Annotated in this window: 26 protein-coding genes; 9 read left to right on the top strand and 17 right to left on the bottom strand. The window is 70.5% G+C overall.

What is annotated here, in order from left to right; genetic code table 11:
* Positions 1–120 precede the first annotated feature (120 nt).
* Genes rdgB through FG385_RS32790 form a run of 5 tightly spaced genes read right to left on the bottom strand, consistent with a single transcriptional unit; the run spans position 121 to position 3,747 of the window.
* Positions 121–723 carry an RdgB/HAM1 family non-canonical purine NTP pyrophosphatase gene (gene rdgB / locus FG385_RS32810; RefSeq protein WP_139100703.1) on the bottom strand — a complete coding sequence of 201 codons (603 nt, stop codon included), beginning with the start codon at positions 721–723 and terminating at the stop codon, positions 121–123.
* Positions 720–1,499, bottom strand: a complete 780-nt coding sequence (gene rph / locus FG385_RS32805) for a ribonuclease PH (protein WP_139100702.1) — start codon at positions 1,497–1,499, stop codon at positions 720–722. The genes rdgB and rph overlap by 4 nt, the downstream gene beginning before the upstream one ends.
* 9 nt (positions 1,500–1,508) lie before the next feature.
* On the bottom strand, positions 1,509–2,273 hold the full coding sequence (locus FG385_RS32800) for an MBL fold metallo-hydrolase (protein ID WP_139100701.1): 765 nt from the start codon (positions 2,271–2,273) through the stop codon (positions 1,509–1,511).
* Between the two features lie 18 nt (positions 2,274–2,291).
* Complete coding sequence (gene murI, locus FG385_RS32795) at positions 2,292–3,092, bottom strand: glutamate racemase (protein WP_139100700.1); 801 nt, start codon at positions 3,090–3,092, stop codon at positions 2,292–2,294.
* 10 nt (positions 3,093–3,102) lie between these two features.
* Positions 3,103–3,747, bottom strand: coding sequence for a rhomboid family intramembrane serine protease (locus tag FG385_RS32790; protein ID WP_139100699.1), 645 nt, complete (start codon positions 3,745–3,747; stop codon positions 3,103–3,105).
* Between the two features lie 166 nt (positions 3,748–3,913).
* Here FG385_RS32790 and FG385_RS32785 point away from each other — a divergent pair, with 166 nt between their 5' ends.
* Positions 3,914–4,279 (top strand): group I truncated hemoglobin, encoded by a 366-nt coding sequence (locus FG385_RS32785; RefSeq protein ID WP_139100698.1) that lies wholly within the window; start codon positions 3,914–3,916, stop codon positions 4,277–4,279.
* 62 nt (positions 4,280–4,341) lie between these two features.
* Here FG385_RS32785 and FG385_RS32780 read toward each other — a convergent pair whose 3' ends face one another.
* The 6 genes from FG385_RS32780 to clpS are packed head-to-tail and all read right to left on the bottom strand — an operon-like array spanning position 4,342 to position 7,921.
* Entirely contained in the window at positions 4,342–5,292 is a 951-nt protein-coding gene (locus tag FG385_RS32780; RefSeq protein WP_139100697.1) for a PLP-dependent cysteine synthase family protein, read from the bottom strand.
* 4 nt (positions 5,293–5,296) lie between these two features.
* Positions 5,297–5,578: a MoaD/ThiS family protein gene (locus FG385_RS32775; protein ID WP_139100696.1), complete on the bottom strand. Its 282-nt coding sequence runs from the start codon at positions 5,576–5,578 to the stop codon at positions 5,297–5,299.
* Positions 5,579–5,631: 53 nt separating this feature from the next.
* Positions 5,632–6,054, bottom strand: a complete 423-nt coding sequence (locus tag FG385_RS32770) for a M67 family metallopeptidase (RefSeq protein WP_200834767.1) — start codon at positions 6,052–6,054, stop codon at positions 5,632–5,634.
* A 45-nt stretch (positions 6,055–6,099) separates the two neighbouring features.
* Positions 6,100–7,074, bottom strand: coding sequence for a P1 family peptidase (locus FG385_RS32765; RefSeq protein ID WP_139100694.1), 975 nt, complete (start codon positions 7,072–7,074; stop codon positions 6,100–6,102).
* Complete coding sequence (locus tag FG385_RS32760; protein WP_139100693.1) at positions 7,071–7,628, bottom strand: DUF2017 domain-containing protein; 558 nt, start codon at positions 7,626–7,628, stop codon at positions 7,071–7,073. The genes FG385_RS32765 and FG385_RS32760 overlap by 4 nt, the downstream gene beginning before the upstream one ends.
* Positions 7,625–7,921, bottom strand: coding sequence for an ATP-dependent Clp protease adapter ClpS (clpS, locus tag FG385_RS32755; RefSeq protein ID WP_139100692.1), 297 nt, complete (start codon positions 7,919–7,921; stop codon positions 7,625–7,627). Before clpS ends, FG385_RS32760 begins: the two co-directional genes overlap by 4 nt.
* Before the next feature lie 87 nt (positions 7,922–8,008).
* Here clpS and FG385_RS32750 point away from each other — a divergent pair, with 87 nt between their 5' ends.
* Genes FG385_RS32750 through FG385_RS32735 form a run of 4 tightly spaced genes read left to right on the top strand, consistent with a single transcriptional unit; the run spans position 8,009 to position 11,041 of the window.
* Positions 8,009–9,316 carry a nicotinate phosphoribosyltransferase gene (locus FG385_RS32750; protein WP_139100691.1) on the top strand — a complete coding sequence of 436 codons (1,308 nt, stop codon included), beginning with the start codon at positions 8,009–8,011 and terminating at the stop codon, positions 9,314–9,316.
* Complete coding sequence (locus FG385_RS32745) at positions 9,313–9,876, top strand: nicotinamidase (RefSeq protein ID WP_139100690.1); 564 nt, start codon at positions 9,313–9,315, stop codon at positions 9,874–9,876. The genes FG385_RS32750 and FG385_RS32745 overlap by 4 nt, the downstream gene beginning before the upstream one ends.
* Positions 9,876–10,535 carry a bifunctional 4-hydroxy-2-oxoglutarate aldolase/2-dehydro-3-deoxy-phosphogluconate aldolase gene (locus FG385_RS32740; RefSeq protein ID WP_139100689.1) on the top strand — a complete coding sequence of 220 codons (660 nt, stop codon included), beginning with the start codon at positions 9,876–9,878 and terminating at the stop codon, positions 10,533–10,535. The genes FG385_RS32745 and FG385_RS32740 overlap by 1 nt, the downstream gene beginning before the upstream one ends.
* 32 nt (positions 10,536–10,567) lie before the next feature.
* Positions 10,568–11,041 carry a GNAT family N-acetyltransferase gene (locus tag FG385_RS32735; protein ID WP_139100688.1) on the top strand — a complete coding sequence of 158 codons (474 nt, stop codon included), beginning with the start codon at positions 10,568–10,570 and terminating at the stop codon, positions 11,039–11,041.
* On the opposite strand, the gene FG385_RS32730 is transcribed toward FG385_RS32735, so the two are convergent.
* The gene (locus FG385_RS32730) at positions 10,984–11,682 is read right to left on the bottom strand and encodes a choice-of-anchor P family protein (RefSeq protein ID WP_139100687.1); all 699 of its coding nucleotides are present in this window, start codon (positions 11,680–11,682) and stop codon (positions 10,984–10,986) included. The genes FG385_RS32735 and FG385_RS32730 overlap by 58 nt on opposite strands.
* A 147-nt stretch (positions 11,683–11,829) precedes the next feature.
* Between FG385_RS32730 and FG385_RS32725 the strand changes: the two genes are divergently transcribed.
* Positions 11,830–13,878 carry an ATP-dependent DNA helicase gene (locus tag FG385_RS32725; RefSeq protein ID WP_139100686.1) on the top strand — a complete coding sequence of 683 codons (2,049 nt, stop codon included), beginning with the start codon at positions 11,830–11,832 and terminating at the stop codon, positions 13,876–13,878.
* Between the two features lie 61 nt (positions 13,879–13,939).
* On the top strand, positions 13,940–14,284 hold the full coding sequence (locus FG385_RS32720) for a hypothetical protein (RefSeq protein ID WP_139100685.1): 345 nt from the start codon (positions 13,940–13,942) through the stop codon (positions 14,282–14,284).
* A 236-nt stretch (positions 14,285–14,520) separates the two neighbouring features.
* Here FG385_RS32720 and FG385_RS32715 read toward each other — a convergent pair whose 3' ends face one another.
* From FG385_RS32715 to ctaD, 4 genes are read right to left on the bottom strand one after another with little or no spacing between them, the layout of a single operon-like run.
* Positions 14,521–14,925, bottom strand: coding sequence for an OsmC family protein (locus FG385_RS32715; RefSeq protein ID WP_139100684.1), 405 nt, complete (start codon positions 14,923–14,925; stop codon positions 14,521–14,523).
* A gap of 51 nt (positions 14,926–14,976) precedes the next feature.
* The gene (locus tag FG385_RS32710; RefSeq protein ID WP_139100683.1) at positions 14,977–15,732 is read right to left on the bottom strand and encodes a peptidyl-tRNA hydrolase; all 756 of its coding nucleotides are present in this window, start codon (positions 15,730–15,732) and stop codon (positions 14,977–14,979) included.
* Positions 15,729–16,961, bottom strand: a complete 1,233-nt coding sequence (serB, locus tag FG385_RS32705) for a phosphoserine phosphatase SerB (RefSeq protein ID WP_139100682.1) — start codon at positions 16,959–16,961, stop codon at positions 15,729–15,731. The genes FG385_RS32710 and serB overlap by 4 nt, the downstream gene beginning before the upstream one ends.
* Positions 16,958–18,739 (bottom strand): aa3-type cytochrome oxidase subunit I, encoded by a 1,782-nt coding sequence (gene ctaD, locus FG385_RS32700; protein ID WP_139100681.1) that lies wholly within the window; start codon positions 18,737–18,739, stop codon positions 16,958–16,960. Before ctaD ends, serB begins: the two co-directional genes overlap by 4 nt.
* Positions 18,740–18,845: 106 nt before the next feature.
* On the opposite strand from ctaD, the gene FG385_RS32695 reads away from it, so the two are divergent.
* The gene (locus tag FG385_RS32695) at positions 18,846–19,643 is read left to right on the top strand and encodes a phosphotransferase family protein (protein WP_139100680.1); all 798 of its coding nucleotides are present in this window, start codon (positions 18,846–18,848) and stop codon (positions 19,641–19,643) included.
* On the opposite strand, the gene FG385_RS32690 is transcribed toward FG385_RS32695, so the two are convergent.
* Positions 19,627–20,373: an alpha/beta fold hydrolase gene (locus tag FG385_RS32690; RefSeq protein ID WP_139100679.1), complete on the bottom strand. Its 747-nt coding sequence runs from the start codon at positions 20,371–20,373 to the stop codon at positions 19,627–19,629. The two genes, FG385_RS32695 and FG385_RS32690, sit on opposite strands and share 17 nt — an antisense overlap.
* A 40-nt stretch (positions 20,374–20,413) precedes the next feature.
* Between FG385_RS32690 and FG385_RS32685 the strand changes: the two genes are divergently transcribed.
* On the top strand, positions 20,414–20,923 hold the full coding sequence (locus FG385_RS32685; protein ID WP_139100678.1) for a GNAT family N-acetyltransferase: 510 nt from the start codon (positions 20,414–20,416) through the stop codon (positions 20,921–20,923).
* Positions 20,924–20,998 lie beyond the last annotated feature (75 nt).

The following is a 20,998-nucleotide window of genomic DNA, read 5'->3' as shown; positions in this document are numbered from 1 at the left end:
CCGCGCCACCGGCCACGTCGCCAAACTCCTCAAAGACCTCTCCATCCCCACCTGAGCCCGTGTTTGCCCGTCCGGGCGACGTGGCGGGCCAACACGGCGACGTGGCGGGCCAACACGCCGTCAAGGCAAGGCGCGGAGGTGCGGGAGGAGTGCCCGCAGGGCGCGGCCCCGGTGGGAGACGGCGTCCTTCTCGGCCGGGTCGAGTTCGGCCGAGGTACGGGCCCCGCCGTCCGGGACGAAGATCGGGTCGTAGCCGAAACCGTTGGTGCCACGGGGTTTCCGGGTCAGCGTGCCACGCCACTCCCCTCGCACCACGACTCCCTCCTCGCCCGGGACGACCAGCGCCGCGGCGCAGACGAACGCCGCGCCCATGCGCTCGTCGGGGGTGTCGGCGGTCTGGGCCAATACCAGTTCCAGGTTCGCCCAGTCATCGCCATGGCGACCAGCCCAGCGCGCGGACAGCACACCGGGCATCCCGTTCAGCGCATCGACGGCGATCCCGGAATCGTCCGCGACCGAAGGCAGGCCCGTCGCCGCGGCGGCGTCACGCGCCTTCGCGAGCGCGTTCTCCTCGAAGGTCGCCCCGGTTTCCGGAGCCTCGGCAAACTCCTCGACGTCCGCGAGACCGACCACCTCGATGCCCGAAACACCTTCCGCGGCAAGGATCCGGCGCAGCTCGTCCAGCTTCTTCGCGTTGCGCGTGGCCAGCAGCAGCCGTGTCACTTCGCGCCCTTCGGCTTCTTCCCGGTTGGCGGGTCGGGCAACTCGCCCGGGTACGGCTCGTCGAGCGCGGCCGTCTGCTTGCGGGTGAGCTCTTCGCAGCCCGCGAGCGCGAGATCCAGCATCTTGTCCAAAGTGGACCGCGTGAAGGTCGCGCCCTCGCCCGTGCCCTGCACCTCGATGAGCGTGCCGGCGTCGGTCGCGACGACGTTCAGATCCACCTCCGCGCGCGAATCCTCCTCGTACGGCAGGTCCAGCCGCACCCGGCCGTCGACCACGCCGACGCTGATCGCCGAGACCATCGCCGACAGCGGTTTCGGGTCGGCGAGCCGGCCGGCGGCGCCGAGCCAGGTGACGGCGTCGTGCAGTGCGACGTAGCCACCCGTGATCGCGGCCGTGCGGGTGCCCCCGTCGGCCTGGATGACGTCGCAGTCGAGCTGGATCGTGTTCTCCCCCAGCGCGGACAGGTCGATGCAGGCCCGCAGCGAACGGCCGATCAGCCGGCTGATCTCGTGCGTGCGCCCGCCGATGCGCCCCTTGACCGACTCGCGGTCGCTGCGGTCGTGGGTGGCTGAGGGCAGCATCGCGTACTCCGCCGTGACCCAGCCCAGCCCGGACCCGGCCCGCCACCGCGGCACACCTTCGGTCACGCTCGCGGCGCACAGCACCCGCGTTCTGCCGAACTCGATCAGCACCGACCCGGCGGGCCAGTCCTGGAATCCGCGCGTGATCTTCACTTCGCGGAGCTCGTCGTCGTTCCTACCGTCTTTACGTGCCACGCGTGCAGACTAGACGTCGTACGTCGCGCTCTGCTCGACGAGCCTCGTGTCGGGAAACTCCGCCTTCGCCTCGGCGAGAATCGTCATCCGGTCGGTCCACGGCGCCACATGCGTCAACAGCAACCGCCCGGCGCCCGCTCGACGGGCCAGCGCACCGGCCTGCTTCCCGGAAAGGTGCACGCCCTCGGGCCGATCGGGCGCGTCGGTCCAGGTCGCCTCGGCGAGCAGGACGTCGACACCGCGGGCGAGCTCGTCGAGGCTGTCGCACTGGCCGGTGTCGCCCGTGTACGCCAGCGTCCGGCCGCCGTGACTGATCCGCACGCCGAAGGCCTCGGTCGGATGGTTCACCGGGACCGCGCACAGTTCGAACGGGCCGATCCGGCTCCCTCCGGTCAATGAACGAAATGAGAAAACGTCCGAAAGATCCGTTTCGGCGAGCTCGGCGTCGTTGGGCGCGTACGCCTTCGCCAGCCGCGCCGGGGCGTTCTCGGGCGCGTACACCGGGAGCCGCCGCGCGTGGACGTCATGCGGTGGATGCGGATGATAGCGACGCAGCACGGCCAGCGCGCCGAAATCAGCGCAATGATCCGGGTGCAGATGCGACAGCACGAGCGCGCCCAGGTCGAACGGGTCGTGCCGCGCCTGCAGTTCGGCGAACGTGCCATTGCCGAAGTCCAGGGCCAGCAGGAAGCCGCCGGCCTCGACGAGGTAGCCCGACGCGGCCTTCCCTGGCCCCGGGATGCTGCCTGAACAGCCCAGAATCGTCAGTCGCACGATCGACACCCTGCCACGTCAGCGCGTGACCGGCGAAAGGACGCCGGGCGCGAAGCCCATGAACCGCTGGGCCAGCCGGGCGAAGGGCTCCGGCGAGCCGGTCGCGATGAACTCGTGTTCCGGCGGGTCTTCGCGCTCGGAGAGCAGGTCCTGCTCCGTGAGGACGCGTACCAGGTCCTTCGCCGTTTCCTCGGCGCTGGACACGAGCGTCACGTCCGGGCCCATGACGATCTGGAGCACACCGGTCAGCAGCGGGTAGTGCGTGCAGCCGAGCACAAGCGTGTCGACCTCCGCGCGCAGCAACGGTTCCAGATATCCCTGTGCCAGGCCCAGAATCTGGCGCCCGGAGGTGATGCCCCGCTCGACGAAGTCGACGAAACGCGGGCAGGCGATGCTCGTCACGCTCGTGTCGCGGGCGGCGGCGAACGCGTCGTCGTACGCGCGGGAGCGAACTGTCCCCTCGGTGCCGATCACGCCGATCCGGCCGGTGTGCGTGGCCGAGACGGCACGCCTCACAGCGGGGAGGACCACCTCCACGACGGGCAGGTCGTAGCGTTCACGCGCGTCACGCAGGCTCGCGGCCGAGGCGGTGTTGCACGCGATCACCAGCGCCTTGACACCGCCCGCGACCAGCTCGTCCAGCGCGTTCAGCGCCAGCTCGCGCACGCGGGCGATGGGAAGCGGACCGTACGGGTTGTGCGCGGTGTCTCCGACGTAGCGCAGCTGTTCATGCGGGAGCTGTTCGAGGATCGCGCGCGCGACGGTCAACCCGCCGACGCCGGAATCGAAAACGCCGACCGGGGCGTCGCGACTGATCACACCGCCCAGGCTAGACGCCGGGTGCCGGGTCGGCGGGAACCGCGTTCTTGCGCGACCTCGCCCGGTCCGCCCTCGCGGTGAACCAGGCGGCCAGGATGCCACCGAGCGCGCCGAACACGTGCGCCTGCCACGAGATGCCGGTGTTGCCGGGGAGCAGGCCCCACAGCGTGCCGCCCCAGATCAGCAGCAGGACCGCGGCGACGGCGAGCTGCCCGAACGACCGGTTGAAAATGCCCCGCACCAGCAGGTACGCGAGCCAGCCGAAGGCGAGGCCCGAGGCACCGATCGTCGAGGTCCCGCTGTCACCGGTCAGCCATACGCCCAGGCCGCTGACCACCCAGATCAGCGCGGTGACGCCGACCCAGCGGGCGATGCCCGACGCCATCGCGAGGAACCCGAAGACCACGACCGGGATCGTGTTGCCGAACAGATGCGCCCAGCTGCCGTGCAGGACCGGCGCCCACACGATGCCGTCGAGCCCCGACAGCGTCCGCGGGATGACTCCGTCGTCGTCGAGGCTGTGGTGCAGGACGCCGTCGACGAGCTCGACGAGGTACAGCAGAGCGGTGAACGCGAGCACCACGATGCCCGCGGACTTGTACTTCACGGGAATGATCCGCTTGGCGGGTTCCGTGGGGGCGGTGGGCGTGCTCATGTTTCCACGGTACGGACCCACGCCGACGCCGGCCTCGGGTGAAAACCCTGAAATCGCGCGCGACGCACGGTGAGCTTTCGGTTGCCCGGCGTTGATGTGGCTCTTACCTCGCCGAAACAGCTCCTCGATTCCCTGGGGAGGCTTCCACCACGGATCGGAGGAAACCTTGCCGAGTATCTATGAGGAGATCGGCGGTCAGGAAGCCCTGATCGCCGTCGTCGACGATTTCTATGACCGGGTGCTGGCGGATCCGGCGCTGGCGGTGTTCTTCACCGGCACCACCATGCCGCGCCTGAAGGGCATGCAGGTCGAGTTCTTCGCCGCGGCGCTGGGCGGTCCGGACGAGTACCGCGGGCGGTCGATGAAGGACGTGCACCGGGGCCGCGGGATCGGCCAGGAGCATTTCAACCTGGTCGCCAAGTACCTGGTCGAGGCGCTGAGCGCGGCCGGCGTGCCGCAGCCGACGGTGGACACGATCATCGGCGCCATCGCCCCGCTGGCGGACGACATCGTCTCGTCCTCCGCGGCCTGAGACGCCGTGAGGGACCCCCTCACAGCCCAAAAGGGCATGAGGGGGTCCCTCACGGCACCGCATCAAGCCCAGAGTTGGCCGTCCAGGCGCGCGGCGGCCTCGTCCAGGGTGCCGCTGTACGCGCCCGTTGACAGGTACTTCCAGCCCGCGTCCGCCACGATGAACGCCACGTCGGCGGATTCGCCCCGGGCAGCCACCCTCTCCGCGACGCCGAGCGCCGCGTGCAGCACCGCGCCGGTCGAGATCCCGGCGAAGATGCCTTCGTGCTCCAGCAGCTCCCGGGTGCGGCGGACCGCGTCATACGCGCCGACCGAGAACCGGCCGTTGAGCACGCTCGCGTCGTAAAGCTCCGGCACGAACCCCTCGTCGAGGTTCCGCAGGCCGTACACCAGCTCGCCGTACCGCGGCTCGGCGGCGATGATCTGCACGTCGGGCTTCTGTTCGTGCAGGTACCGGCCCACCCCCACCAGCGTGCCGGTCGTGCCGAGGCCGCCCACGAAATGCGTCACCGTCGGCAGGTCCTTCAGCAGCTCGGGCCCGGTGGTCTGGTAGTGCGCGTCGGCGTTCGCGGGGTTGCCGTACTGGTACAGCATCACCCAGTCCGGGTTCTGCTCCGCCAGTTCCTTCGCGCGGCGCACGGCCTCGTTCGAGCCGCCGGCCGCGGGCGAGAACACGATCCGCGCGCCGTAAGCCTGCAACAACTGCTTGCGCTCGGCCGAGGTGTTCTCCGGCATCACGCAGACCAGCCCGTAGCCCTTGAGCTTGGCGGCCATCGCCAGCGAGATCCCGGTGTTGCCGGACGTCGGTTCGAGGATGGTCGAGCCCCGGCGGAGCGTGCCGTCGCGTTCGGCCGCCTCGATCATCGCCAGCGCGGGCCGGTCCTTGACCGAGCCGGTGGGGTTGCGGTCCTCGAGCTTCGCCCACAACCGCACGTCGCGCGACGGGGACAGCCTGGGCAGACCCACCAGCGGCGTGCCGCCGAGCGCGTCGAGCAGGGATTCGAAGCGGGCCATCGGCTTAGCGCCGCGCGCCGCCGGCCACGGCGGGCAGGATCGTCACGGTGTCGCCATCGGCGACCTCGGCGTCCAGGCCGCCGGCGAAGCGCACGTCCTCGTCGTTGACGTAAACGTTCACGAAGCGGTGCAGCTTGTCCTCCTTGACCAGGCGGGCCTTGAGACCGCCGTGCCGGGACTCGACGTCGTCGATCACCTCGAGCACCGTCTTGCCCGCCGCCTCGACGGACTTCTCACCGCCGGTATGCGTACGCAGGATGGTCGGGATGGACACGGTCACGGCCATGGTCGGTTACCTCCGCTTGGGTTCTGAAAGGGCAGACGTTCGGGACGGTCGCGTTATTCCGGTTCGGCGATCTCCACGGGCTCCTCGGTGATCACGCCGTCGACGATCCGGTACGAGCGGAACTCGTGCTCCGCGGGTTCCCGCGTGGAGACCAGCACGTAGTGGGCGTCGGGCTCGGAGGCGTAGGACACGTCGGTGCGCGACGGGTAGGCCTCGGTGGCGGTGTGCGAATGGTAGATCACGACGGGGACCTCGTCGTTGGCGTCCATCTCGCGGTAGAGCTTGAGCAGGTCCGTCGAGTCGAACTCGTAGAACGTCGGCGAGCGCGCCGCGTTGAGCATCGGGATGAACCGAACGGGCCGGTCGGAGCCCTCAGGACCCGCGATCACCCCGCACGCCTCGTCCGGATGGTCCCGGCGGGCGTGCGCGACGATCTCGTCAACGAGTTCACGGCGGATCCGAAGCACGTCCATCATCTTACGGGCCGGACATCACGCGTTCACAGAGTGAGACGCGGTACCTCAGGACTCGACGGCTTCTGGCCAGATGTCGCGGTAGGCCGGAACGCCGGCCGTCTTCTCGGCGGCGAGCAGACCGTGCACCATCGCGCGGGCGAAGACGCGGGCCGCGGCCGCGCACAGCGCGTCGAGCGCGATCACCCGGGCACGCTCGTCGGAGGGCAGCTCGCGGGCACCGGTCGCGAGCGTGAAGACCGTGTCCCCGTCGAACATGGTGTGCGCGGGCCGGACGGCACGGGCCACGCCGTCCTGGGCGGCGACCGCGAGCCGGCGGCATTCCGCCTTCGACAAAGCGGCGTCGACCGCGACCACACCAATCGTCGTGTTGAGCATCGTCCGCTCGGACGAGGGTTTCTCCCCTGGCCGGTCCGGCCAGGCCACCCCGAAGTCGCCGTGATCGGCCGCGAACGGCAGGCCGGTGTCGAACGAGACCGCCTCACCTGCGGCGTTCACCACCGCGAGCGCGCCGACCGTGTAGCCGTCCAGCGCCTCGCTGGCACTGCCGACTCCGCCCTTGAGCGACCCGACCTGGGCGCCGGCACCCGCCCCGACGCAGCCCTGCGCGACCGGGCCCGCCGTGGCCGCTTCGCAAGCGGCGTACCCGAAAGCGGCGTCCGGGCGGTTGCCCCAGTCGCTGCGCGGCAAGTCGAAGATCACCGCCGCTGGCACGATCGGCACCACCTCGTGCGGCGCCGCGCCGACCCGGACCCCGTGATTGCGCTCGGCCAGCCAGCGCATCACGCCATCCGCCGCCGCCAGTCCGTACGCACTGCCGCCGGACAGGCATACCGCGTTCGCCCGCTGGACGAGGTTCTCCGGCAGCAGCAGATCCGTCTCGCGCGTGCCCGGCGCGCCACCGCGCTGATCGACCGCCCCGGTCGCGCCGTCGGGCACCAAGACGACGGTGGTCCCGCTCGCCCAGCCGGGCTCGACGCGCTCATGGTGACCGACGAGCACCCCCGGTACGTCGGTGATCACGCCGTCAACGCCTCGACCAGGCTCTCCTGCACGTAGGTGAGCCACTGATAGACGCCGAGATGCGGCGCGCGGGGATCGTCCTCGGGCAGGTCGTCGGGCATGTCCTCGGTGACGTCGAGCGCGGTGCCCAGCGCGAGCCGGACATCGTTGAGCGCGGACAGCCACGCGTCCGCCTGCTCGACGGACAGCCGCACGTTCCCGCCGTCGCGCGGCAGCGTCTCCATCACGACCTGGGCCACCCCGACCTTCGCCTCGACCAGTTCCGGCTCGTGGATCGAGCGCAGCGCGCCCGCCGAGTCGAGGTCCTCCTTGGTGGGGTTGTCCGGGTCGAGGCGGTGGTAGTCGGGCAGCAGCCGGGAAAGCACCGGATCGTTCGGCGACTCCGAGGGGCCGGTCTTGATCCCCGTCAGCTCCGCGAGCGGATCCTGCGGGGCCTCCTCGGCGCGCGCCTGCAGCATGTCCTCGAGCTGGCTCACCAGACCCCGCAGCACGGCGGCCTCCTGCTGCTCGAACCCGGCGAGTACCAGGCCGCCCCGGCGTTTCCAGGCCTTCACACCTGCTCCATCGTCGCCCACAGCCCCGCGGCGTGGAGTCTCGTCACGTCGGCTTCGACCTTCTCCTTGGACCCGGACGACACGATCGCCCGGCCCTTGTGATGCACGTCCAGCATCAGCTTCGTGGCGTGGTCCCGGCTGTACCCGAACAGCTTCTGGAACACGTACGTCACGTACGACATCAGGTTGACCGGGTCGTTCCAGACGACGGTCTGCCACGGTCTGTCCTCGGCGGCCGCTTCGGCCCCGGCTGGCTCAACCTGCGTCTGTTCGGCATCGACAGGCGTGGTCATACCGACATGGTGTCACGGATCCGGCACCATGTGACCGGGCGGTCGGTCCGTTCGGGTGATCACGCGCCCACCTCATAGGCTGACCCCATGGCATCGCCTGAGACACAGGGCAGCACGGCACTGCTCACCGATCACTACGAGCTCACCATGCTCGGCAGCGCGCTTGCCGACGGGGCCGGCGACCGGCAATGCGTGTTCGAGGTGTTCGCCCGCCGCCTGCCCGACGGGCGCCGCTACGGCGTCGTCGCGGGCACCGGCCGTGTCCTGGACGCGATCGCCGACTTCCGGTTCACCGACGCCGAAATCGCTCAGCTCGCCGCCACCGCGGTCGTCGACGACGCCACGCTCGCGTGGCTCGCCGACTACGAGTTCACCGGCGACATCGAGGGCTACCCCGAAGGTGAGCTGTACTTCCCGGGCTCCCCCGTGCTGACCGTCCGCGCGAGCTTCAACGAAGCCGTCGTGCTGGAAACCCTGGTGCTGTCGATCCTGAACCACGACAGCGCGATCGCCTCGGCCGCGGCACGGATGTCCGCGGCCGCGCACGGCCGGCCGATCATCGAGATGGGCGGGCGGCGCACGCATGAGTACGCGGCCGTCGCCGCCGCGCGGGCCGCGTACATCGGCGGATTCGCCACGACGTCCAATCTCGAAGCCGGCCGCCGCTACGGCATTCCCACCCGCGGCACCGTCGCGCACGCGTTCATGCTGCTGCACGACAGCGAGGAGGACGCGTTCCGCGCCCAGGTCGCGAAGATGGGCACGGACACCACGTTGCTGGTGGACACCTACGACATCACCCGCGGTATCGAAACGGCCGTGCGGGTCGCGGGTCCCGAACTCGGCGCGATCCGGATCGACTCCGGTGACGTCGGCGTGCTCGCCCGCAAGGCCCGCGAACAGCTGGACTCGCTCGGCGCGCGCGACACCCGCATAGTCGTCTCCGGCGATCTCGACGAGCACGCGATCGCCGCGCTGCGCGCCGAACCGGTCGATGCGTACGGGGTCGGCACCTCGGTGGTCACCGGTTCCGGCGCGCCGACGGCGGGCATGGTCTACAAGCTCGTCGAGGTCGATGGCAGCCCGGTCGCCAAGCGCAGCGAGAACAAGGCTTCGCGCGGCGGCCGCAAGAGCGCGCTGCGGCGGCACAAGCCGACCGGCACGGCGCTCGAGGAGATCGTGTACCCGACGCGATGCGAGGTCGAGATGGGCCCGTACGACCGTCCACTGCAGATCCCGCTGATGAACGGCGGGCAGCCGGCCGACGATCTGCCCACCCTCGACGACGCGCGCGAGCGCCTGCGGTACTGCCTGGTCAGCCTGCCGTGGGAGGGACTGAAGCTGTCCCACGGCGAACCCGCGATCCCCACCGTGTTCGTCCAGGAGGAGAAATGAGCAGCGCACTGATCGTGGTGGACGTGCAGAACGACTTCTGTGAAGGCGGTTCGCTCGGGGTGGACGGCGGCGCGGACACCGCCGCGAAGATTACCCGGCACCTCGCCGCCGGCGGCTACGACCACGTCGTCGCGACGCGCGACTACCACATCGATCCGGGCGCGCATTTCAGCGACGAACCCGATTTCGTGCGGTCGTGGCCGCGGCACTGCGAGGCCGGGACGGCGGGCGCGTCCTTCCATCCCGCGCTGGACGTCGGCCCGATCTCGGCGGTGTTCTCCAAGGGCCAGTACAGCGACGGCTATTCGGGTTTCGAGGGCCACACCGAGTCCGGCGAGGAACTCGCCGGCTGGCTGCGCGCCCGCGACGTGACGACCGTGGACGTGGTCGGCATCGCGACCGACTACTGCGTCCGCGCGACCGCGCTCGACGCCGCCAGGGCGGGATTCACCACGCGCGTCCTGCTCGACCTGACGGCCGGGGTCTCGCCGGAAACCATCGGCAAGGCGAAGGACGACCTGCGCGCGGCCGGAGTCGAGCTCACCGGAGCGGAGAGCTGATGCGCGCCGCGCTGAAGAAGCACAACATCCGTTTCCGCGAGCGGCTCGCGGCGAGCAAGGTGATCGCGATCCTGCGCGCCGAGGACGCCGAGTACTTCGCCGACGTGGCACAGGTGCTCTACGACGCCGGCATCCGCGTGATCGAGGCCGCCCTGACCACGCCGGGCGCGCTCGACGCGATCGGGCAGCTGCTCCGCGAACTGGGCCCGGACACGATGGTCGGCGCGGGCAGCGTGCGCACGGTGTCCGATGTGGACAACTGCGCCGCGGCCGGGGTGGACTTCCTGGTGACGCCCACGTTCTCGGCCGGCGTGCTCGACCGGGCCCAGCAGTACGGGCTGCCCGTGGTGTGCGGGGCGCTGACCCCGACGGAGATCGACGCCGCGTGGCGGCGCGGCGCGGCGGTGGTGAAGGTGTTCCCGATCGGGCCGGTGGGCGGGGTCGGCTACCTGCGGGCGGTGCGCGCTCCGCTGCCGGAGATCCCGCTGGTGCCGACCGGCGGCGTCACGATGGACGAAGTCGAGGGGTACCTGGGCGCGGGCGCCTTCGCGGTCGCGGCGGCCGGCCCGCTCATCGGCGACGCCCTCTGCGGCGGGCGGCTCGACGAGCTCACCCGGCGCGCGTCCCGGCTTGCCGCGCTGGCGGGGAAATTCGTCTGACCTCGCCGGGCGCCGGTGGCACGATCCGGCGTATGGACAAGATCGAGGTGCGGCGCGCGGATCCGGCCGACGCTGCCGAGCTGACCCGTCTGCGCGTGGTGATGTTCGAGGGGATGGGCCGCGACCCGGGCCGCTTCGACGACGCGTGGCGGCGCCGGAACACCGAGCATTTCGCCGCACGCCTGGCCGACCGCACCCGGTTCGCGGCCTTCGTCGTCGACGCCGGGGGTGCCGGGCTCGCCGCCTGCGCGATCGGCTGGCTCAACGAGCACCTGGTCGGCGCGGTGCACCCGTCGAGCCAGGTGGGCTACGTCGCGAACGTGGCGACCGACCGGGCACACCGGCGGCGCGGCTGCGCGCGGGCCACCATGGAGGCGCTGCTGGCGTGGCTGCGACGCGCCGGGGTCGCGAAGATCGATCTGCACGCGAGCCCCGACGCCGAGCCGCTCTACCGGTCGCTCGGCTTCACCGAGCCGGCCGGCCGCGCGCTGACCTGGCTCGCCTGAGCGCCGAACGGGTCGCAGGCCGCGGTGCCGACCAGGATGTCGCCGGAAGCGGGGCCGCCCTGCGGGAAAAGCTTGATGTGCACGGCGTTCGTGACGAGGCTGCCGTCCGCGGGGGTGGGCACGATCAGCTCGTTGAGCACGACCTCGGCCAGCGGCGGGTCGCCGGCGGCCCGCCCGGGAATGGTGACCGTGTAGTTCGGCTCGATGGTCGGCGGGACGGTGAACCCGGTGACCCTGCCGACCTCCATCGACCCGTTGCTGCCGGTCGCGGTCGTGGTGCAGCCGGCGGTGAAGGTCCGCACGCTGATCAGCGGCCCACCGTACCGCCGCAGCACGGCGGTCTCGAAGCGCGCCCCGCTCACCTGCACCGCGACGGTTCCGTCCTGGTTACGCGTGCAACTGGTTTCGCCGAGGCCGTAGCTCGTGTCGCCGTACACGACCGGATCGTTCCGGTTCCGCTCGGTCCCGCCGAGCGCGCAGGCCGCGATCGGGTCGGCGTGGGTCGGCTGCCCGCCGACCGTGACGTTCACGGCCCCGACCGAACCGGCGCCGGTCCCCGTCTGTGCCTGCTGCGCGTGCGCCGTCGCCGGGACGGCGGCCAGGCACAGCGCCGCCGCCAAGACTGCCTTCACCCGTGCCATGGGTGACTCCTCTCGATCCGCCTCTGCTGCTCCGGCCACGGTGGCGGGGACCTGGGCCCGGCACAACGCGGACCACCCGGAAGAGTGGATCTTGCCTTCCGGCACCGCGCCGGTTTCCGTCAGCCGGTGCCGGTACCGTTTGTTCTCGTGCCCTCCTCCCGCGACCTGCCCGGTGTCAACGAGCTCCTCACCCATGCCGTGGAGGCGCTCGGCGGCGCGGAACGGCAAGGGCAGGTCGAGATGGCCGAGGCGGTCGGGCGCGCGCTGCGCACGGGAGAGCATCTCGCGGTGCAGGCCGGTACCGGTACCGGCAAGTCGCTGGCGTACCTGGTGCCCGCCATCCGGCACGCGATCGCGAAGGACACCACGGTGGTGGTCTCGACGGCGACCATCGCGCTGCAGCGCCAACTGGTCGATCGAGACCTGCCACGCCTCGCGAAGGCGCTGAAGAAGCCGCTGGGCCACGAGCCCTCCTTCGCGATCCTCAAGGGACGCAGGAACTATCTGTGCCTGCACCGGCTCGATTCCGGCGCGCCCGAGGAGCCCGAGGATCCCGGCCTCTTCGACCCGTTCGCCGTGTCGCGGCTGGGCAAGGAGGTCGGGCGCCTGCGGGAATGGGGCTCCGACACCGAAACCGGTGACCGCGACGAGCTCGTGCCCGGGGTGTCCGAGCAGGCCTGGCGCCAGGTTTCGGTGTCCGCGAGGGAATGCCTGGGCGTCTCCCGCTGCCCGATCGGCACCGACTGCTTCGCCGAGCAGGCTCGTGCGCAGGCCGGGCGGGCGGATGTCGTGGTCACCAACCACGCGCTGCTCGCGATCGACGCGTTGCAGGGCTACCAGGTGCTGCCCGAGCACGATCTGGTGATCGTTGACGAGGCGCATGAGCTGGTGGACAGGGTGACGTCGGTGGCCACCGGCGAGCTGACCGCCTCGGCCGTCGCGATCGCGGTGCGCCGCTGCGGGAAGCTCATCGACGCCGATATCGCCGACCGGTTGCAGGAGTCCAGCGAGGGCCTGGCGATGATCATCGAGGATCTGCCGCCGGGCCGGATGGACACGCTGCCGAAGGCGCTCGGCGGCGCGGTGACCGCGGTCCGCGACGCCGCGCACGCGTGCATCTCGGCGCTCGGGAGCGACCGCAAGGAGGACGTCGACGAAGCGACGGCCCGCAGGCTCGCGCGATCGCAGCTGGAAGAGGTGCACGACACCGCGGCCCGGCTACTGGAGGCCTTCGACGAGGACGCGGCGCATCAGCGCGACGTGGTGTGGCTGTCGGCGGACCGCTACGGCATGAGCAACCGGCCGCCGTCGCTGCACGTCGCCCCGCTGTCGGTCGCGGGCCTGTTGCGGGAGCGCGTGTTCGGCACGACCACGACGGTGCTGACCTCCGCGACGCTGACCCTCGGCGGCGCGTTCGACACGCTCGCACGCCAATGGGGCCTGCCACCCGCGCAGGCCAGGGCCGAAAAGGCCGAAGGCACGGCCACCGACAAGGCGCCACCCGCGGACGACGAAGAGCTGAAGTGGACCGGGCTGGACGTGGGTTCACCGTTCGACCACCGCCACAACGGGATCCTGTACGTCGCCAAGCACCTGCCCGCCCCCGGCCGCGACGGGCTCCAACCGTCCACATTGGCCGAGATCGCGGAGCTGATCGACGCCGCAGGCGGGCGCACGCTGGGCCTGTTCTCGTCGATGCGCGCGGCGAAGCAGGCGGCCGAGGAGCTGCGCGACAAGGTCGGGCATCCGATCCTGTGCCAGGGCGAGGACAGCACTTCGCTGCTGGTGGGCCAGTTCGCCGAGGACGCGCGCACCTGCCTGTTCGGCACGCTGTCGCTGTGGCAGGGCGTGGACGTGCCGGGGCCCTCGCTGCAGCTGGTGATCGTGGACCGGATCCCGTTCCCCCGCCCGGACGATCCGGTGTCCTCGGCGCGGCAACGGGCCGTGGAAGCCCGTGGCGGCAACGGTTTCCTTACCGTCGCGGCGACGCATGCGGCGCTGCTGCTGGCCCAGGGCACCGGCCGGCTGCATCGCTCGGTCGCGGACAAAGGCGTCGTGGCGGTGCTCGACTCGCGGCTCGCGACGGCGCGGTACGCGGGCTTCCTGAAGGCCTCGCTACCGCCGTTCTGGCCGACGACCGACCCGGAGGTGACGCGAGCGGCGCTGCGCAGGCTGGACGCGGCCGCCCCCGCCTGAAGGCGCGGCGAAGGCGGCGCTACGGTAAACCGGACGTAACGATCAGCACAGTAGGAGCACCGTGTCCCAAGACTCACCTCGCGCGAAATCGCGGATGGTCAGTGTCGACGACATCGGGGTGCGCCGCCAGCTCGCCGACGGGAGCGAGGAGTCGGTCACCTGGGCGGAGCTGTCCGCGGTGGTGGTCAGGGTCATCCCCGAAGGTCCGTGGAACGAGGACGTGTTCTTGATGCTCGCCGGCGCCAACGGCACCGGCACGGCCGTCCCGAGCGGTGACCCGGCCGCCGACGCTCTCATCGAACGCCTGCAGAGCCTTCCCGGTTTCGACAACGACAAGTTCGTCGAAGCGATGACCACCGACGCGGACGAGGCGTACGTCGTCTGGAAAGCCGCCGAAACGAACTAGTGTCGTGTGATCCTGTCCGGTTTACGTTGCCGTGTTTGCCCATAGGGTCGGTGGGTTTGTCCGCTGCGGTGTCGAGTTGGCAGGTCCGGTCGCTGACTGTGCCCCCGGCGACAGCGGCCGGCCAACTCGATAACGCCCCGAGCCAACTCAGCGACACCAACGGCCAACTCAGCACCCTGGCGAACAAACACACCCGCGCGCAAAGACAACAAGATCACGAAACACTAGCAGCCTTTTCAGGCCGTCGGGAAGTCCTCCGTCACCGGGATGCCCTTCTTGAGGGTGCGGCTGACGGTGCACAGCCTGTCGATCGCCCGGTCCACCGCGACCGCGAGGGCCGCACGGTCGTCCTCGGCCAGGCTCGACACGTCGACGTCGAACTTGACGTGCACGGCGTCCAGCTCCGAAGCGCCCTCGCGGCGGTCCGCCGCAACGTCCACCCGGAACTTCGAATCCTCCCCGACCCGCCGCGTGATCAGGTTCTCGGCGGTGACGGCCGAGCAGCCCGCCGCGGCGATCTGCAGGAGTTCCGCCGGTGCGAACACGCCCTCGGCCCCCTTGCGGCCGATGCGAACTTCGGCGCCCCGGTCGTTGCGCCCGACGAACTCGTGCTCGCCCGTGCGCTGTACTTCGAGACCCATGACGACTCCCTTCCGTGGGCGGAACCGCGGGCGGGGCCGCGATGTTCCCGGCTACCGGTACTGCGCGAGGACCGTCACCGTGCCCGGTTCGACCTCGGTGAACCCGGCGTCCCGCACGGCCACCACCCGCCGCGAACGCCACGCGCCCGCCGGGTCTCCACCTGGGTGGAGCTGCTTCCACTGGGCCACGGCCGGCGTCCGGACCGCGCAGGCGTAACCGCGCCGGGCCCACGCGGACAGCTCGTCCGCGCCCAGCAGCGCGGCCAGGATCATCGTGCCGTGGCCGACCTGGGCCGCGGCCTTGCCGACGGTCATCGAAACCTCGGGGTTGAGCAGCAGCAACGGAAGGTCGTCCGGCGCGGGCGGCGGCTCGTCGGGCGGCAGGTCGCTGCCCTGGATCTGCAGCCGCGCGATCTCCTTCGGCACGTCCACCACGCGACCCGGCACGAGGGCACGGACCTCGGCGCCGTCGACGGTCACCGTCACGCCCGGAAACTCCTGCGCCACCTGCCAGTGCGTGCCCCGCGCCCGGCGCGTGACCTTGCGGATGTGCCCGGAGACCCAGTCTCGGACCGGTTCGTGCCATTCGCCGCCCGGCTGCGCACGCTCGTCAAGGCACACAGCCACCGCCGCGCTCGCGGCCGCCTCCAGCAGGGCGGTGCGCCCGGGCGGGACGGCCTTCTCCAGGTGCAGGATGACCGGCATCGCGCGGACTTCCCCGGGCGAGGCCTCCGGGAGCGCGGTCTCCTCCGCGGGCAGCCCGAGCCATCCGGCATAGCGGGCGGCCAGCGGCTCGAGGATGTTCATGGACGGACGAGTTCGAGCCCGTCGGCCGCGTCGGCCGCCTCGACCTCGGCTCGCGTCACGCCGAGCACGAACAGCACGGCGTCCAGGTACGGATACGACAACGCGGTGTCGGCGACCTCGCGCAGCGCGGGCTTGGCGTTGAACGCGACACCCATCCCGGCCGCACGCAGCATGTCGATGTCGTTCGCGCCGTCGCCGACCGCGACGCACTGCGCGAGCGGGACGCCGTACTCCCCCGCGAACCGCCGCAGCGCGGTCGCCTTGCCCGCCCTGTCGATGACTTCGCCGAGGACGCGACCGGTCAGCGCACCGTCGACGACCTCCAACTCGTTCGCGGCCGCGAAGTCGAGCCCGAGGTCCCGGACGATCCGGTCGATGATCCTGGTGAACCCGCCGGAGACGACCCCGCACCGGAAGCCGAGCCGTTTGAGCGTGCGGACGGTGGTCCGCGCGCCGGGGGTGAGGGCGATCGCGTCCGCGATCTCGTCGAGCACCGTCTCCGGCAGGCCCGCGAGCAGGCCGACACGACGCTCGAGGGACTCGGTGAAGTTCAGCTCCCCGCGCATCGCGGCTTCGGTGATCTCGCGGACTTCCGGCTCGACCCCGGCGTGCGCGGCCAGCATCTCGATGACCTCGCCCTGCACGAGCGTCGAGTCCACGTCGAACACGATGAGCCGCTTCGCCCGCCGCTCGAGTCCGGCGCGCTCGACCGCGATGTCCAGACCGCCACTCGAAGCCACGTCGGCGAGCACGGACCGCAGCTCGACATCGGACTGCTCGGTGTCGGCGGGGACCGACAGGTGCAGTTCGAGGCCGGTCACCGGGTAGTCCGCGATCCGGCGGATCGCGTCGATGTTCGCGCCGAGTGCCGCGAGCCGCCGGGCCACGTCGGTGAACGCGCGCGCGGTGAGCGGCCTGCCGAGGATCACGGCGACGTGCGTCGAGCCCTGGCGCCCCGGCGCGAACGGATCCTCGCCGATGGCCTGGCCGACGCGCACTTCGACGTTCATGTCGACCGTCGCCATGGCCTGCTCGACGGCCTCCTGCAACCCTTCCGGATCGTGCTCTACGCCCACCAGCACGCCCAGGACCAGCTGCCCGCGGATGACGACCTGCTCGACGTCGAGCAGGTCGACCCCGTGCCGGGTGAGCGCGGCGAACAGGACTGAGGTGACGCCAGGTTTGTCCGGGCCGGTGGTCGTGATCAGGACAGGCGTCAGCTCGGTCATTGCTCGGCCGCGTTGTCCTTGCCGTGGTCACCGGGGAAGATCGCCTGGGTCAGCACCTGGGACGGCGCGTCGTGCCCGCCCTCCAGCTTCGGCTTACCGGTGAAGGTGATCTCGCCCTCGTTGCGCAGCCGCTCGACCATGTGCGGGTAGTGCAGCTCGAACGCCGGGCGTTCGGACCGGATCCGCGGCATCTCGGTGAAGTTGTGCCGCGGCGGTGGGCAGGTGGTGGCCCATTCGAGCGAGTTGCCGTAGCCCCACGGGTCGTCGACCGTGACGATTTCGCCGTAGCGGTAGGACTTGAAGATGTTGTAGATGAACGGCAGCGTGGAGGCGCCGAGGATGTACGCGCCGATCGTGGAGATCGTGTTCAGCGTGGTGAACCCGTCGGTGGGCAGGTAGTCGGCGTAGCGGCGGGGCATGCCTTCGGCGCCGAGCCAGTGCTGCACCAGGAACGTGGTGTGGAAGCCGATGAACGTGGTCCAGAAGTGGAGCTTGCCCAGCTTCTCGTCCATCATCCGGCCGGTGATCTTGGGGAACCAGAAGTAGATCCCGGCGAAGGTGGCGAACACGATCGTGCCGTAGAGCACGTAGTGGAAGTGCGCCACCACGAAATACGAGTCCGACACGTGGAAGTCGATCGCGGGTGCGGCGAGCAGGATGCCGGTCAGACCGCCGAAGAGGAAGGTCACCAGGAAGCCGATGGAGAAGATCATCGGCGTCTCGAAGGTGAGGTGCCCCTTCCACATGGTGCCGACCCAGTTGAAGAACTTGACGCCGGTCGGCACCGCGATCAGGAAGGTCATGAACGAGAAGAAGGGCAGCAGCACCGCGCCGGTCGCGTACATGTGGTGCGCCCACACCGCGACCGACAGCGCCGCGATCCCCAGCGTCGCCCAGACCAGGCTCTTGTAGCCGAAGAGCGGCTTGCGCGAGAAGACCGGGAAGATCTCCGACACGATGCCGAAGAACGGCAGCGCGACGATATACACCTCGGGATGGCCGAAGAACCAGAACAGGTGCTGCCACAGGATCACGCCGCCGTTGGCGGGGTCGAACAGGTGGGCACCGAGATGCCGGTCGGCGATCAGGCCCAGCAGCGCGGCGGTCAGGATCGGGAACGCCAGCAGGATGAGGATCGAGGTGACCAGGATGTTCCAGGTGAAGATGGGCATCCGGTACATGGTCATCCCGGGCGCGCGCAGGCAGACGATCGTGGTGATCATGTTGACCGCGCCGAGGATCGTGCCGAGACCGGAAACGACCAGGCCGGCGATCCACATGTCGGCCCCGACACCGGGCGAGTGGATCGCGTCCGACAGCGGCGTGTAGGCGAACCAGCCGAAGTCGGCGGCACCACCCGGCGTCAGGAAGCCGGACACCACGATGACGCCGCCGAACAGGTACAGCCAGTACGAGAACGCGTTGAGCCGGGGGAACGCCACGTCCGGCGAACCGATCTGCAGCGGCATGATGAAGTTCGCGAACCCGAACAGGATCGGGGTCGCGTACAGCAGCAGCATGATCGTGCCGTGCATGGTGAACAGCTGGTTGTACTGCTCGTTCGAGAGGAACTGCTGCCCTGGGCGAGCCAGCTCGGTGCGGATCAGCATCGCCATCGCGCCGCCGACCATGAAGAAGGCGAACGACGTGACCAGATACATGATGCCGATCTGCTTGTGGTCCGTCGTGCGGAACAACCGCAGCAGGAACGAACCCTTCACCGTCTCTCGCGCCGGATACGGCCGCGTCGCGATCGGCTGCGGGGCTACGGCTGTCACTCGTGCCTCCAAGTAACCTCGGTGTGTGTCGCGGCCGCCTCGGCAGCCGAACGGATCGTATCCCGCGCCTCCTACAGTGCTGTGCACCGGCTGGGAACATCACGCGATGGAAGACGCCTTCGTGGCGTCCGCTCTTGACGCGGCGCTCGATGTCGGACGGCGGCTGGGACTGCCCACCGACGCCCCGGAAGTGCTCTCGCGGCGATCGAACGTGCTGGTCAGACTGGGCCCGGTGGTAGCCCGGGTACCAGCGACGACGCGGCTCCTGCGCCCCGCGGTCGCCGACTGGATGGCGCACGACGTCGCATTGTCGGCCTTCCTCGCGGAACGGGGCGCACCGGTCATTCCGCCGTTCGAAGAGCCCGGTCCGCACCTTTCGCACGGTCTCGCGGTGACGATGTGGCCTTTCACACGTCTCGAGCCCGGGCACCCCTTCGCGCCCGCGGAAGTGGCCGCCCTGCTGCACGACCTCCACGCCGCGCTGCGCGAGTACCCGGGCGATCTCGGTGCGGCCGGGCCGGCCGGGGACCTGCGGCGGGCCCTGGACCACGTCGAGGACGAGCGGGTGCACGAAGCCGTCGAGCACGCCATCGCCGGGCTGCCCGAGCTACCCTCGCAGCCGCTGCACGGGGACGCGCACGCCGGAAACCTGGCGCTGACCGAGCACGGTCCGCGATGGCTCGACTTCGAGGACTCGTGGCGCGGCCCGATCGCCTGGGATCTCGCCTGCCTCGACCCCGCCGCACGTGCGGCCTATCCCGGAAACGCCGACGGCGTCGAGGAGTACGTCCGGCTGCGCAAGCTGCTCGGCGTCTGCTGGCGGTTCGTCGTCGCACGCCGTTTTCCCGACCGCTTCGCCGAGGCGAAGGCCGCCGCCGAAGCGTATTTCAGCGCCACCAGTTGAGGATCGTCTCCGCCAGCGCTTCCGGGGCTTCGAGCGGCGTGAGATGCCCGGCGCCGGGCAGCACCGCGAGTTCGGCCTTGGGCAGCACCCGCGCCATCGCCCGCGCGTCCTCCGGCGGGGTCAGGCTGTCCTCCGCACCGACCACGACCAGCGCCGGCACGTCGGCCGCGGCGAGCACGTCCATCGAATCCGGACGAACCGCCATCGCGCGCGAGGCCCACGCGACGCCGGAGGCCGGCTGCCCGTCGATCAGGTCACGGACGGTCTCCGCGACGCCGGGCTGCTCGGTACGCGCCCGTTCCGACAGCAGGTTCGGCAGCATCGACTCGGCAAGCCAGCCCGCGACACCCTCGGTCTCGGCGCGGGAAGCCACGCGTTCGCGGTTCCCGGCGGCTTCGGGGGTGTCCGCGCTCGCCCTGGTGTCCACCAGCACAAGCCCGCCGACCCGCTCGGGCGCCAGGCGCAGCACCGCCATCGTCACGTAGCCACCCATCGAGCAGCCGCCGAGCACGACCTTGCCCAGCTCCAGTTTGTCCAGCAAGGCGACGACATCCCGCGCGGCGTCTTCGAGGCTGGGCGCGCGCTCGGTGCCGGGCAACGGCGTGCGGCCGAGCCCGCGCTGGTCCGGCGTGATCAGGCGGCCGCGGGCGGCCAGCGGTTCGCGCACCGGGTTCCACATCCGGGCGTCGACGGGGAACGCGTGCAGCAGGAGGAGCGGAAGATCGGCCATAGTGCCGCATTGTGTCGGACTTTCCCAGTAGCGTCGCGGGGTGACCGTCGAGTTCGCCGACATCCGCACCGAGCGGCTCCTGCTGCGCCGCCTCGCCGAGGCCGACCGCGAAACGGTCGTCCGGATCCAGACCGACCCGCGGACGAACGCCCACAACCCCGACCCGCCGGATGCCGAGCACACCAACCGGAAGTTCGACCTGTGGCTGCGGGACTGGCGCATCGACGGGTTCTGCTACCTGCCCGTCGTCGAACTGGCGAGCCGGCAGGTGATCGGCATCGGCGGGCTGCAGTTGCGCAGGTTCGGCGGCGAGGACGTCCTGAACCTCTACTACCGGTTCCTGCCCGAGGCGTGGGGCAAGGGCTACGCGACGGAGATGTCGCTGGCGATGATCGACTGGGCGGACCGGGTGCTGCCGCGATATCCGGTCCAGATCAGCGTGAGCGTCGGCAACCAGCCGTCGCTCAACGTGGCCAAACGGCTGGGTTTCCGGACCCACCTGGAAACAATCCACGACGGTGCGCTCACGCGGCACTTCCGCCGGGACTAGCGGCAATGCCGCGTAGTTAGGGCTTGCGAGTTGATGTCAAGTGGGTCTGTGTGGCGCCTGCGTGTCTGACAATGA

The organism is Amycolatopsis alkalitolerans (assembly GCF_006152065.1).
In the GTDB taxonomy this organism is placed as follows: Bacteria; Actinomycetota; Actinomycetes; order Mycobacteriales; family Pseudonocardiaceae; genus Amycolatopsis_E; species Amycolatopsis_E alkalitolerans.
This window is presented reverse-complemented; position numbering and strand designations above follow the sequence as displayed.

Bases quoted from the DNA above. Each gene is read 5' to 3' on its own strand.
- FG385_RS32735 (WP_139100688.1), top strand. From the start codon at position 10,568: ATGGACAAGATCGAGGTGCGGCGCGCGGATCCGGCCGACGCTGCCGAG.
- FG385_RS32740 (WP_139100689.1), top strand. From the start codon at position 9,876: ATGCGCGCCGCGCTGAAGAAGCACAACATCCGTTTCCGCGAGCGGCTC.
- FG385_RS32710 (WP_139100683.1), bottom strand. From the start codon at position 15,732: ATGAACATCCTCGAGCCGCTGGCCGCCCGCTATGCCGGATGGCTCGGG.
- FG385_RS32745 (WP_139100690.1), top strand. From the start codon at position 9,313: ATGAGCAGCGCACTGATCGTGGTGGACGTGCAGAACGACTTCTGTGAA.
- FG385_RS32695 (WP_139100680.1), top strand. From the start codon at position 18,846: ATGGAAGACGCCTTCGTGGCGTCCGCTCTTGACGCGGCGCTCGATGTC.
- serB (WP_139100682.1), bottom strand. From the start codon at position 16,961: ATGACCGAGCTGACGCCTGTCCTGATCACGACCACCGGCCCGGACAAA.
- FG385_RS32750 (WP_139100691.1), top strand. From the start codon at position 8,009: ATGGCATCGCCTGAGACACAGGGCAGCACGGCACTGCTCACCGATCAC.
- FG385_RS32690 (WP_139100679.1), bottom strand. From the start codon at position 20,373: ATGGCCGATCTTCCGCTCCTCCTGCTGCACGCGTTCCCCGTCGACGCC.
- FG385_RS32780 (WP_139100697.1), bottom strand. From the start codon at position 5,292: ATGGCCCGCTTCGAATCCCTGCTCGACGCGCTCGGCGGCACGCCGCTG.
- clpS (WP_139100692.1), bottom strand. From the start codon at position 7,921: ATGACCACGCCTGTCGATGCCGAACAGACGCAGGTTGAGCCAGCCGGG.
- FG385_RS32730 (WP_139100687.1), bottom strand. From the start codon at position 11,682: ATGGCACGGGTGAAGGCAGTCTTGGCGGCGGCGCTGTGCCTGGCCGCC.
- FG385_RS32790 (WP_139100699.1), bottom strand. From the start codon at position 3,747: ATGAGCACGCCCACCGCCCCCACGGAACCCGCCAAGCGGATCATTCCC.
- FG385_RS32715 (WP_139100684.1), bottom strand. From the start codon at position 14,925: ATGGGTCTCGAAGTACAGCGCACGGGCGAGCACGAGTTCGTCGGGCGC.
- FG385_RS32770 (WP_200834767.1), bottom strand. From the start codon at position 6,054: ATGATGGACGTGCTTCGGATCCGCCGTGAACTCGTTGACGAGATCGTC.
- FG385_RS32775 (WP_139100696.1), bottom strand. From the start codon at position 5,578: ATGGCCGTGACCGTGTCCATCCCGACCATCCTGCGTACGCATACCGGC.